The sequence below is a fragment of the Phycisphaerae bacterium genome (assembly GCA_012729815.1).
In the GTDB taxonomy this organism is placed as follows: domain Bacteria; phylum Planctomycetota; class Phycisphaerae; order JAAYCJ01; family JAAYCJ01; genus JAAYCJ01.
The window spans coordinates 23791-35440 of the sequence record JAAYCJ010000316.1; the positions used below are offsets into that span (position 1 = coordinate 23791).

Consider the following 11650-nt stretch of genomic DNA (forward strand, 5'->3'; position numbering starts at 1 on the left):
TTGCGGACCGCGCCGCCGGGTGTAGAATGGAAACCTGACAACGGCGCCGCCTGCTCCGCGACGACGCCTCGGAAGCCACGGCAGGAGCCGATGATGGACTACGCAGTGGGAATCGTTCAGCCGAAGTACCCGGCGTCGGGATCGCCCGACGACGCCCTTTCGGCGATGGCGGATATGCTCCGCTGGATCGAGGAATACGAAGGACGCACCGACCTGATCGTGCTGCCGGAATACGCCAACTGCCCGGGTCTCGAAGGGCGGGCGGCGGTGCGGACCTTCGTGGCGGAGCAGTCCGATGCGTTCCTCAGCCAACTGAGCGAGCTGGCGGCTCGACGCAAGACGAACATCGCGGTTAACGGGGTGCTGCGGCGCGGCGAGTGCTGCTTCAACACCACCCGGTGGATCGGGCGCGACGGCCGCCGCAAGGCTGAATACGACAAGACGCACCTGACCGCCGCCGAACGCGACGAACTGGGCCTGACCGCCGGCGCCACGCCGGTCGTCTTCGAGCACGAGGGGCTCCGGATCGGCTTCGTCACGTGTTTCGAGATATACTTCGCTGAGTACCTCGAACGGATCGCCTCCCTGAGACCGGACCTGCTGGTCTTTCCGACCTATCAGCGGTCCGAGCAGTCCGAGGTGATCCGCCGCCAGGCCGCCGGCCGGGCTTTGGACGTGGAGGCCTTTGTCCTCCGCAGTTCCTATGCGAAGGGCCAGGGCTCGCCGACCGGAGGCTGTTCGCTGATCGCCGATCCGTCGGGCAGCCTCCTGCTGGATGCGGGACAGGAGGCTGGGCTCTTGGTGGCGACGATCGATCCGACCCAAAAGCGCGAACGCCCAGCCGCCCATAGCCGCCAGGCGATGCGGTCGCGACAGGTCGTGCAAGACAACCGCCGGCCCGAGTTGTATCGCCCGGCCGGGCCGACCGTGGACCGAAAAAACCGCGCCGCGCTCCCGCACGTCGTGGCCCACCGCGGCCTCAGCGGCGTCTGCCCGGAAAACACGCTGCCGTCCTTTGGCGCCGCCGTCGCCCTCGGTGTCGAGGAGATCGAGTTCGATGTCTGGGACTCAATCGACGGCGTCTGTGTGATTTGCCACGATCCCACCGTCGATCGGACCTCGGACGGCGCGGGCCGGATCGACGAGCTGAACTGGGAACAGATCCGTCGCCTCGACGCCGGCGCCTGGAAAGGCGAGCAGTGGCGGGGCCTGCGGTTCCCGCGCCTCGAAGAAGTCTTCGAACGCTTCGCCGGACGCGTCATGATGAACATCCACGCCAAGACTCCCGGCCGCGACGGCTGCATCGTCCGCCGAATCCGCGACCTGGCCGAGTATCACGGCGTCACGGAGCAGATCTACATCGCCGGTGAAGGCGACGTGCTGAAGGCGGCGAGAGAAATCGCCCCCGCCGTCAGCCGCTGCTGCCTCGAAGGCCATCACGACGGCAGAATTGTCGACGCAGCGGTGGAATACGGATGCCGCCGGCTGCAGTTCCATCGAAAGCACTACGACCAGACGATGGCCGCGGCGGCCAGACACCGGGGAATCGTGTGCAACCTCTTCTGGGCCGATACGCCGCAGGACGCGGCGGCGGCCCTGGCCAACGGAATCGACGCGGTGCTGACCAACCGCGCCCATAGCGTGCTGCCCGCGGTCCGAAGCGGCAGATAGTGCGAAGCGGTCTTTTTTCGGGAGCGGTTCGATGACGGTTTTGACGGTTCTTACGGTGGCGGCGGTGGTGCTGTTCGGTGCGGGCCGGGCCTACTCGCGATATCTGGCCCGGCAGTTGGGCGAGGATCCCTCGCGGCAGACTCCCGCGGTGGCCCACGAAGACGGCCGCGACTTTGTCCCGACGCCCACGCCCGTCGTCTTCGCCCACCATTTCGCCTCGATCGCCGGAGCCGGTCCGATCGTCGGGCCCGTGCTGGCCATCATCTACGGCTGGCTGCCCGCCCTCGTCTGGGTGCTGGCCGGCGGCGTGCTGATCGGCGCCGTGCATGACTACCTGGCCACCTACATGGCCACTCGCGAAGGCGGCCAGTCGATGGCCACCGTGGCCCGGCGGATGCTCGGCAAGGACGCCTTCGTGGCCATGACCATCTTCCTGATCGTCATGCTCGCCCTGGTCTGCGCGACCTTCCTGAACCTCTCCGCGGTGGCCCTCACCAGCATGCTGCCCTTCGAACGCCTGGAGCTGCCGCCCGACCAGACGCTCTTCCGCGTCGTCGGCGACCGCGTCGTGATCGGCGGGATCGCCTCGATGAGCGTGATCGTCATCACCGCTGTCGCTCCGCTGCTGGGCTGGCTCTACCTCAAGAAGAAGGTCGCGGTCTGGAAATGCTCGCTGCTGGCCGTCGCGATCTGCGCGGTCAGTATCGCCATCGGCGTCTATCGGCCGGTTGTTTTCGGCCAGACCGAGTTTCTCGGCTGGACGTTCTCCGGACAGGAAATCTGGATGCTGCTCCTCTCAGCCTACGTGCTCGTGGCCGCCGGCGTGCCAGTCTGGATCTTCCTCCAGAGCCGCGACTTCGTCAACGTCCACATCCTCTACGTCGGCATGGGCGCCCTGCTCGTCACGCTGCTGGTCGCCGGCCTCCGCGGTGACGGCGGCTCTGCCGAATCGATCCCAGCCATCAACATCGCCGAAGGAACCGAGGCGATGGGCATGTTCTGGCCCGGCATGTTCATCGTCATCGCCTGTGGCGCGGTCAGCGGCTTCCACAGCCTCTGCGCCGGCGGCACCACCTGCAAGCAGCTCAACTCTGAACGCGCGGCCCGACAGATCGGCTACAACGGCATGCTCCTCGAAAGCTTCCTCGCCGCCTGCGTGATCGCCGTGCTCATGATCGGTGCCGTCAAAGGCAACTACATCCGCGACGTTCACCCGCGTCTGCTGGGCCCGGTCGGCAGTTCCAACGCCGTCCTCGGCTTCGCCATGGCCGTCGGCAACGCGGGCAAGATCGCCTTCGGCATCCCCATCGCGGTAGGGGCCCTGGCCGGCATGGTCCTGCTCGAAGGATTCCTCGTCACCACCCTCGATACCGCCATCCGCCTGACCCGCTACCTGATCGAAGAGGTCTGGCGGACGTTCTTCGGCCAGTACGACGTGTTCGCGCTGCCCGTCGGCATGGACACCGCCAGGTCGTGGGGAACGGGTGATACGCCGGTCGGCGCCGACGGCATTCCGCCCGTCCCCGACCAGACCGCTGAGGAGCCCGCCCCCTTCGCCCCCAAAATCACTTCTGGGGCGTTCCGATGGACGCTGCTCCTGCTGCGAAAGTACTGGTTCAACAGCGGCCTTGCCGTCCTGATCACCCTCGTTTTCGCCTTCTCCGGCGGGGCCAAGGCCCTCTGGGGAATCTTCGCCACCTCCAATCAGCTTCTGGCTGCGCTGGTCCTGTCGCTCGGCGCCCTGTGGCTCCTGCGCCAGGGCCGGCGGGTCTGGTTCGCCCTCCTGCCCGGCCTGTTCATGCTGGTCACCACCCTGACTAACCTGGTGCTGTTGTTCGAGCACTACCGGCACGACCTCGGCACAAACGGCGTGCTGTTCCTGGCCGACATCGTGCTGCTGCTGATCACCGTGTACCTGCTGGCCGGCGGTGTCCGGGCGGCCTGGGCCTGGCGGAGGGAACGGCCGATCGCCGTCACGGGCGCGACGGGCAGGGCCGGATAGGGGATTGTTATGCGCGGCTGGATGATCGTGCTGATTGTCTCTGGAACGGCGCTCGTGGCGACCGTCGCCACGTGGTCCTTCTCAAAAACGCGGGATGCGACGGTGGAAATCACCGCCCATCGCGGCAGTTCAGCCACCGCCCCGGAAAACACGATCCGCGCCGTCGAGCAGGCCATCGCCGACGGGGCCGACTACGCCGAGATCGACGTGCAGCAGACCGCCGACGGCGTGATCGTCCTCCTCCACGATGACGACCTGGCCCGGGTGGCCGGAGTATCCACCAACATCGGCGAGATGACCTACGACCAGATCAAGGGCCTGGACGCGGGAAGCTGGTTCTCACCGCGGTTCGCCGGTGAACGCATCCCCACCCTCGCCGAGGTCATCGAGACCGCCCGCAGCCGCATCCGGCTCAACATCGAACTGAAGTCTCCGGGCCGGCACCCCGGTCTGGTCGAAGGCGTCGTCGATCTGGTGCGACGCGAGGCATTCCAATCGCAGTGCGTGATTACCTCTTTCGATCACGCAGCGCTGGCGACCGTCAAGACGCGGGCCCCCGAACTGGTCACCGGCGCGATCGTAGGCGGACAGATCGATGCGGCCTTGAATTACCAAACCGACTTCCTGAGCCTCGAACAAAAACTGGTCACCGCCGATCTGCTGGCCGCCGCCCGCCGCCGAGGCTTGCTCGTCCACGTCTGGACGGTCGACGACCCGAACGACATGGCCCGCCTCATCGACCTGGGCGTCGACAACATCATCACCAACCGCCCAGCCGTCCTGGCCGATCTCCGAACGAGCAGACCGCGCGACCGCTGATTCGAAGCTCACACCGATGCCCAAATGCCGACTACCGTTTCTTGCCGGACTTGCCGCCCGCCGGACGCTTGCCCTGCTTCTGCACCGCCGACTGCACCCGCATCGGCAGCCCGAACAGCCGGATAAACCCGATCGCGTCCGTCGGATTGTACTCCGCCCCCATCGTAAAACTCGCCAGCTTCTCCGAGTACAGCGAATACGGGCTCTTCGCCCCAGCCGTCTCGCACGTCCCCTTAAACAGCTTCACCCGCACCGAACCCGTCATGTACCGCCCCGTCCGGTCGAAGAACGCGTCCAGCGACTCCCGCAGCGGCGTGAACCACTGACCGTAATAAATCATCTCCGCGTACTTCAGCGAAAGCTGCTGCTTGTAGTGCATCGTCTCGCGGTCCAGCGTCAACGCCTCCAAGCCGCGGAACGCCTCCACCAAAATCGCTCCGCCCGGCGTCTCATACGCCCCGCGCGACTTCATCCCCACCAGCCGGTTCTCCACCAGGTGCGTCTGCCCCACCGCGTGCTGGCCGCCCAGGCGATTGAGCGTCTCGACGATCTTCACCGGCTCCATCGCCTTGCCGTTCAAACCGACCGGCACGCCTTCCTTGAAATCCACCACCACGTACGCCGGCTTGGCCGGAGCCTTCGACTTCGCCACGCTCATCACCCACAGGTTGTCCTGCGGCTCGTTCCACGGGTTCTCCAGGTCCGCCCCCTCGTGGCTGATGTGCCACAGATTCCGGTCCCGCGAATAAATGCTCTTGCGGCTGGCGGTCACCGGGATGTTGCGCTTCTGGGCGTACTCCAGCGCCGCCTCGCGGCTGGTCAGCTCGAACCGCGGATCCTTCCACGGCGCGATAATCGTCAGCTTCGGGTCCAACGCCATGAACGTCAGCTCGAAACGCACCTGGTCGTTGCCCTTGCCCGTCGCGCCGTGGGCCACCGCGTCAGCCCCCGTCTCGTGCGCCACCCGCACCTGCTCCGCCGCGATCAGCGGCCGCGCAATCGACGTGCCCAGCAGATACTTGTGCTCGTACACCGCCCCGCCCTTGAGCATCGGCCACAGGTAATCGGTGACGAACGTCTCCTGCAGATTCCGAATCACCACCTCGTCGGCGCCCGACCGTTTGGCCTTGCCAACGATGCCCTTGAGCTCATCCTTGCCCTGCCCGATGTCCGCCACAAACGCCACCATCCGGCAGCCGTAGTGCTCCTTGATCCACGGAAGAATAACCGACGTATCCAGCCCGCCGCTGTACGCCAGGACCACCTTCTTGACATTGTCAGCCATGACTCTTGCTCCACCAAGGGTTCCATTTCAAACCGCATAGAATATCAGAGCCGGTGATGCGACGCAACGCCAATGCCGCCCGACAATAACAACCTTTTCCTTGCCCCGGTAAAGCCATCCTGGCAAAATGTAAGAGTTGACGGCTCTGCGTCAGCCAGAGTTCCTGTTCCATAAGGTTGCTTGACAAAGGAGGCTGCGTTCATGAAAAAGTCCAAAGTCCTGCGAATCTCGCTCATCGTCCTGATCGTCCTGGTCGTGCTCGTCGCCGCGGTCTGGCTCGCCATCGACTCGATCGCCAAGACCGGCGTCGAACGCGGAGCCCAATACGCCCTCCAGACGCCCACCGAACTCGACTCCATGAATGTCAGCCTGCTCCGCGGACAGGTCGTCATGAACGGCCTGACCATCCGCAATCCCGAAGGCTTCAAAAGCGACCACCTCATGCAGTCCGGAACCTTCGACGTCGAAGTCGCCCCCGGAAGCCTCCTCTCCGACACCATCGAGGTCAAACACTTCGAACTCGACGGCCTCGACCTGATCATCGAACGGCAACTGACCGGCACCAACGTCTCGAAAATTCTCGACAACCTCAAGCGCTTCGGCAAGGAAGATCAGCCGGACGAACCGGCTGAGGATGAGCCAGCCGAAGGCAAACAAATCCGCGTCGACCGCATCGTCGTTCGCAACGTCGCCGCCCATTTCGTCCTCACCGCCACCGCCGACAAGGCCCCGCCGGTCACCGTCAAAGTCCCCGAACTGGTCATCGAGGACATCGGCAGCGGCGATTCCGGCGCCGTCACCGTGGCCGAACTGGTGGCCAAGGTCGTCCCCGCCATCCTCGCCGGCGTCCTCAAGGAGGCCAAGGGCGTCGTCCCCGATGACATGCTCGGAAACCTCGACACCCAGGTCGCCGAAACCGCCAAAGCCGTCCAGGGTGCTGCCGGTGCCCTGATCGAAAAGGGCGGCGAAGGCGTCGGCAAAGCCGTCGAAAAGGTCGGCGAACTCCTCGGCGGCGACAAAAAGAAAGAAGAATAAACCCGCCGACCGCCCGGCATGCGCCGTCGCCAACGTCTGACCGATTGCTTTTCAACCGCCAATGCGGTATTGATATAGGGCCGCGCGCGGCTAGAATTCAGGTGATTTTCTCCTGACAGGGCAGATGGCGACATAATCGTTATACTATACTATAATAAATATTAATGTTTGAAGCACTGACCGACAAACTGAACAACGTCTTCCGCTCCATCTCCGGGCGGGGACGAATCACCGAAGAAAACGTCCAGGACGCCATGCGGCAGGTCCGTCGGGCCCTCCTCGAAGCCGACGTCAACCTCGACGTGGCCCGCAAGTTCTGCGACCGCTGCGTGGAAAAGGCGCTGGGACAAGAGGTTATAAAAAGCCTCCACCCCGGCCAGCTCATGATCAAAATCTGCCACGATGAGCTGGTCCAGCTCATGGGCCCGGTCGATACCCGCATCTACTACGTCAGCCCAGGCCCGACCGTCATCCTGATGGCCGGCCTCCAGGGCTCCGGTAAAACCACAAGCTGCGCCAAGCTGGCCAAATTCGTGACCTCCCAGGGCAAACGCCCCGCGATGGTCGCCTGCGACCTCCAGCGGCCAGCCGCCATCGAGCAGCTTCGCGTCCTCGGCGAGCAGATCAACGTCCCGGTCTACCTCGATCAGAACAACAAGAACCCCGTCGCCGTGGCCCGCGCCGGCGTCAATTTCGCCACCAGGGAAAACCGCGACGTCGTCATCATCGACACCGCCGGCCGCCTGCACATCGACCAGGAAATGATGCAGCAGGTCGCCGACATCGCCCAGGCGACCAGCCCCCACCAGATCTACCTGGTCTGCGACGCCATGACCGGCCAGGACGCCGTCAACTCAGCCAAGGCCTTCAACGAACGCCTCGAACTCGACGGCGTCATCCTCACCAAATTCGACTCCGACGCCCGCGGCGGCGCCGCCCTCTCCGTCAAGGAGGTCACCGGCAAGCCCATCAAGTTCATCGGCGTCGGCGAAAAACTCGACCGCCTCGAGGAATTCCACCCCGACCGCATGGCCAACCGAATCCTCGGCATGGGCGACGTGGTCGGACTCGTCGAAAAGGCCCAGAAAGAGTTCGACGGACAGGAAATGGCCAAAATGCAGGAGAAAATGGCCAAAGGGGCCTTCTCCCTCGACGATTTCCTGGTCCAGCTCCGCGGCATGAAGCGGATGGGCTCCATGAAAGACGTCCTCAAGATGATCCCCGGCCTCGGTTCCCAGATCCCCAACATGGACGTCGACGACGGCGAACTGGTCCGGATGGAGGCCATCATCCAGTCCATGACCCCCAAAGAGCGCAAAAAGCCCGAAACCATCGATTTTACCCGCCGCCGCCGCATCGCCAACGGCTCCGGAACCGCCCCGGAAGACGTCTCCGGCCTCGTCAAGAGCTTCGTCCAGATGCGGGGAATGCTAAAACAGATGTCCGGTATGGGCTTCATGGACCGCATGCGGATGGGCTCCCAGATCACCCAGGCCGGACTTATGACTGGAAAAATACCCAAGCTGAAGGTACAATCACCCAAATCGTCGGCTCAGCTCAAGGCTGAGAAACGTAAGAAACGAAAGCGGCGATAACGATCCGACGGTGGGCGACCACCGGCAAAAAAAGAAGGTTTGGAGGATATCCGTGTCGGTAAAGTTGAGACTCAAGCGATTTGGACGCCGGAATCGGCCGTCGTACCGGATCAACGCAATGGACATCCGCTCGGCCCGCGACGGCCGGGTGATCGAGGAATTGGGCTTCTATGACCCGCTCGCCAAGGGCGAACAGCCGCAGTTCAACGTGAACCGCGACCGCGTCGAATATTGGCTCAGCGTCGGCGCCCAGCCCAGCGAGACGGTCAAAGGCCTCCTCGAAAAGGCCGGCATCAACGCCAAGGCCGGGGCCCAGCCGAGCGCCAAGAGCGAATAGCCAAAGGGCAGCGGTGGCGTCCTTTCCGATTTTGTTCGTGGGGCTTCCATGCGCATCGACGTCTTGACGCTGTTTCCCCAGCAGGTCGACGATTTCCTCAACTACAGCATTATCGGACGTGCCCGGCAACGCGGCCTCGTCGAAATCGTCTGCACCGACATCCGGACCTACAGCGGAGACAAGCACGGCAAGGTCGATGACAAACCCTTCGGCGGCGGACCCGGAATGGTCCTCCGCCCCCAACCCGTCGTCGAAGCCGTCGAAGCCGTCGAAGCCGCCGACCAACGCCGCGGACCGCGAATCCTCATGACCCCGCAAGGCCGGCGACTCGATCAGCCGCTCGTCCGCGACCTCGCCGCCCACGACCGCCTGATCGTCGTGGCCGGCCACTACGAAGGTTTCGACGAACGAGTCCGCCTGATCCTCGCCCCGACCGAAATCTCCATCGGCGACTACGTCCTCTCCGGCGGTGAACCCGCAGCCGTCGTCCTGATCGACGCCGTCGTCCGACTCCTCGAAGGCGTCGTCGGCGATGAAGAATCCCTGGCTGAGGAATCCTTCACTCACAGCCGCCTCGAATACCCGCAATACACCCGCCCGCGCGAATACCGCGGCCACCAGGTCCCCGAAGTCCTCATCTCCGGCCACCACGCCGAAATCGAAAAATGGCGAACCGACCAAGCCCAAAAACGAACCGCCGACCGCCGCCCCGACCTGATCCAATGACCGCCTCCCAAATGTGGGTCCGCCGCCCTCGGCGGACTCTTCTCCCCTTCGACGCTGCAACGCCCACCTCACCCCCCACGCATCGACACAACCGCTAATATATGTCATTCCAGCGCAGGCGGGAATCCAGAAAATGCAGGGTGCGTCGTCCCGACGCACCAGCTTTCGCTCCCTGCCCGTAATCTCATGAAAGGCTGCCTCCATCGGTTACACTCTTGTGAGTCGTTGGAGGAAACCAGAAGAGCCTTCGAAGGAGACAGCCTTGAACAAGAGGTATGAGAGTGTAGCGTGTGCGGGCGTGGACGTCCACTACCAGTTCAGCACGGTGGCGTTTCGGGACCACCGGGCGAAACTGGGTGTGTTTTCGCCCGCGAAAACACACCTTCCTGTCGCACCTGCGCTCATTTGCCCATCGTGGCGGGCATCGGGCCGATCGGGACGGGGCTTCTTGGCAATTGCGACAGCCCTTCCCTCGCCTTCGCCCACACTTCATCGGGTAGCACGATGGCCCACGCGTTCTGACCGTTGGGTAATGCCTCAAATCGCGGCGAAGATTCCTGCTTGTAGGAACAACTGGCGATCTGTCGAGGGCTGACCTGGGCAGTGTTGGCCTCGGTCGAGAGAACCGTGGCCGCTACCAGACAATACGACCCGGCAGGAGCCGACCATGTCTCTTCCGGCTCTCGGCGAGATCCCCGGACAGGGAAGTTGTGACGCTGGCCTCGATAGATGTGTCCTTCGGGAGAAACGAGAAGGTTGAACTCATGGTGCGTCCACAGGCACTCTCCCATCTTGAACTCCGGTGGCCGAAACCGGCATTCGGCCCATAGCTCACGACCGCGAAGGTCCTCGGGCGCCTGCAGCTTCATCGACACCTCCACCTTCTCGGGTTCATCTCTGATCTCCGGCGGGCAGAGGATGGTTTCTTCGCGTACGATTCCACCGTACAGCAGAATTTCCCTGAAACACACATACCGGGATGCGGTTGCCACGACGACGTTGTAGCGGCCGGGTCGAATGGGCCCAAAACCGGCGATGCCCTCGGCATCCGTCTGCTCCTCAAGGGTTTCCTCTTGCTCAGTAAACGGCTTGCCCTCCAGTTTGACCGTCCAGCCAACCACCGGCTTCCCATCCGGCGTCTCCTCCACCAACCGAACCTTCAGCCGAACAAGATCGGTGCCCGGCGCAGCCGACGCTGCGGGAGGCTGCCCCATCGCCTCCAGCCGCGCCAGAAACGCCTCGTTCTGCCGCTGCATCTGCTGAAAGCCCAGATACCCCAACACCAATCCGCCCAGCACCGCCACCGTCAATACCGCCATCAACACGATCATCATCCGCTGACCCATGACCTGCTCCTTCATCGCCTCGAACCACAATTTTCTCGCCACCGCCGCCGGGTCGCCGAACTTCGCCAAGACCGCCCGCCGCGCCGCCGCCTCATCCCGCGTCCGCAACAGCTCCCGCCGATATGCGCACTCCAGATGATCCGCCAACTCGTCAGCGATATCCCGCCGAAGCCCCGGCGGCTCCTCGCCGTACCCATCCGGAAACGCCCCGGCTATCCGCTCAACCCATGACATGGTCGGCTCCGCGAAGGATGCCGTTGACCCCAGCCGAAAATCGCGACCACTCCCGCCGACGCTCCGAAAGCTCACCCTGTCCCGCCGGCGTCAGCCGATAAAACTTCCGCCGCCGGCCCTCCCGCGTCTCCTCCCAGAACGCCGTCAATAACCCCTGACGCTCCAACCGGTGCAAAGCCGGGTACAAACTCCCCTCCTTCAAATCGAAATACCCGCCCGACTCCGCCACGATCGTCTGCGCGATCTGATACCCATAATTCGCCCCCCGCGAAAGCACCTCCAAGATCAACGTCTCCAACGTCCCCCACAAATTCTTCGCCACCATGTGTCCACTCCTTTGCCTAGCGCCTCTATGTACTAGCATAGACCGACTAGGTATTGATGTCAAGATGATTTTTCCGCAATCCACGCAGCCAACCGATCCCCACCCCCCGCGCGCCATCAGCCCCAACGGGGCGCAAGAATGTAGCCAGGAGGCGTACGCCCCTGGGTATCAAACGCCCCCGCGCGCCAATCAGCCCCAGCGGGGCGCAAGAATGTAGCCAGGGGCGCGAGCCCCTGGACCTGAAGGGGCGCGAGCCCCTGGACCTGAAGGGGCGC

General features: G+C 63.8%; 10 protein-coding genes. 7 read left to right on the top strand and 3 right to left on the bottom strand.

Annotated features, from left to right (window positions below):
* Positions 1-93 precede the first annotated feature (93 nt).
* The 3 genes from GXY33_20730 to GXY33_20740 are packed head-to-tail and all read left to right on the top strand — an operon-like array spanning position 94 to position 4492.
* On the top strand, positions 94-1671 hold the full coding sequence (locus GXY33_20730; protein NLX07573.1) for a hypothetical protein: 1578 nt from the start codon (positions 94-96) through the stop codon (positions 1669-1671).
* A 31-nt stretch (positions 1672-1702) separates the two neighbouring features.
* Entirely contained in the window at positions 1703-3673 is a 1971-nt protein-coding gene (locus GXY33_20735; GenBank protein ID NLX07574.1) for a carbon starvation protein A, read from the top strand.
* A gap of 9 nt (positions 3674-3682) precedes the next feature.
* Positions 3683-4492 carry a glycerophosphodiester phosphodiesterase gene (locus GXY33_20740; GenBank protein ID NLX07575.1) on the top strand — a complete coding sequence of 270 codons (810 nt, stop codon included), beginning with the start codon at positions 3683-3685 and terminating at the stop codon, positions 4490-4492.
* Between the two features lie 31 nt (positions 4493-4523).
* On the opposite strand, the gene GXY33_20745 is transcribed toward GXY33_20740, so the two are convergent.
* Positions 4524-5777 carry an argininosuccinate synthase gene (locus tag GXY33_20745; protein NLX07576.1) on the bottom strand — a complete coding sequence of 418 codons (1254 nt, stop codon included), beginning with the start codon at positions 5775-5777 and terminating at the stop codon, positions 4524-4526.
* 201 nt (positions 5778-5978) lie between these two features.
* Between GXY33_20745 and GXY33_20750 the strand changes: the two genes are divergently transcribed.
* The 4 genes from GXY33_20750 to trmD all read left to right on the top strand — a co-directional run bounded on the left by GXY33_20750 (position 5979) and on the right by trmD (position 9470).
* Entirely contained in the window at positions 5979-6812 is an 834-nt protein-coding gene (locus GXY33_20750; GenBank protein ID NLX07577.1) for an AsmA family protein, read from the top strand.
* A gap of 164 nt (positions 6813-6976) precedes the next feature.
* Entirely contained in the window at positions 6977-8407 is a 1431-nt protein-coding gene (ffh, locus tag GXY33_20755; protein NLX07578.1) for a signal recognition particle protein, read from the top strand.
* Between the two features lie 52 nt (positions 8408-8459).
* The gene (rpsP, locus tag GXY33_20760; GenBank protein NLX07579.1) at positions 8460-8744 is read left to right on the top strand and encodes a 30S ribosomal protein S16; all 285 of its coding nucleotides are present in this window, start codon (positions 8460-8462) and stop codon (positions 8742-8744) included.
* Positions 8745-8792: 48 nt separating this feature from the next.
* Positions 8793-9470, top strand: coding sequence for a tRNA (guanosine(37)-N1)-methyltransferase TrmD (trmD, locus tag GXY33_20765; protein NLX07580.1), 678 nt, complete (start codon positions 8793-8795; stop codon positions 9468-9470).
* A 401-nt stretch (positions 9471-9871) separates the two neighbouring features.
* Here trmD and GXY33_20770 read toward each other — a convergent pair whose 3' ends face one another.
* The gene (locus tag GXY33_20770) at positions 9872-11050 is read right to left on the bottom strand and encodes a hypothetical protein (GenBank protein ID NLX07581.1); all 1179 of its coding nucleotides are present in this window, start codon (positions 11048-11050) and stop codon (positions 9872-9874) included.
* Positions 11037-11375 carry a PadR family transcriptional regulator gene (locus GXY33_20775; GenBank protein ID NLX07582.1) on the bottom strand — a complete coding sequence of 113 codons (339 nt, stop codon included), beginning with the start codon at positions 11373-11375 and terminating at the stop codon, positions 11037-11039. The genes GXY33_20770 and GXY33_20775 overlap by 14 nt, the downstream gene beginning before the upstream one ends.
* Positions 11376-11650: the final 275 nt, after the last annotated feature.

Excerpts from the sequence above, each read along its gene's own strand:
- GXY33_20730 (NLX07573.1), top strand. The coding sequence starts at position 94 with ATGGACTACGCAGTGGGAATCGTTCAGCCGAAGTACCCGGCGTCGGGA.
- GXY33_20735 (NLX07574.1), top strand. The coding sequence starts at position 1,703 with ATGACGGTTTTGACGGTTCTTACGGTGGCGGCGGTGGTGCTGTTCGGT.
- GXY33_20740 (NLX07575.1), top strand. The coding sequence starts at position 3,683 with ATGCGCGGCTGGATGATCGTGCTGATTGTCTCTGGAACGGCGCTCGTG.
- GXY33_20745 (NLX07576.1), bottom strand. The coding sequence starts at position 5,777 with ATGGCTGACAATGTCAAGAAGGTGGTCCTGGCGTACAGCGGCGGGCTG.
- GXY33_20750 (NLX07577.1), top strand. The coding sequence starts at position 5,979 with ATGAAAAAGTCCAAAGTCCTGCGAATCTCGCTCATCGTCCTGATCGTC.
- ffh (NLX07578.1), top strand. The coding sequence starts at position 6,977 with ATGTTTGAAGCACTGACCGACAAACTGAACAACGTCTTCCGCTCCATC.
- trmD (NLX07580.1), top strand. The coding sequence starts at position 8,793 with ATGCGCATCGACGTCTTGACGCTGTTTCCCCAGCAGGTCGACGATTTC.
- GXY33_20770 (NLX07581.1), bottom strand. The coding sequence starts at position 11,050 with ATGTCATGGGTTGAGCGGATAGCCGGGGCGTTTCCGGATGGGTACGGC.
- GXY33_20775 (NLX07582.1), bottom strand. The coding sequence starts at position 11,375 with ATGGTGGCGAAGAATTTGTGGGGGACGTTGGAGACGTTGATCTTGGAG.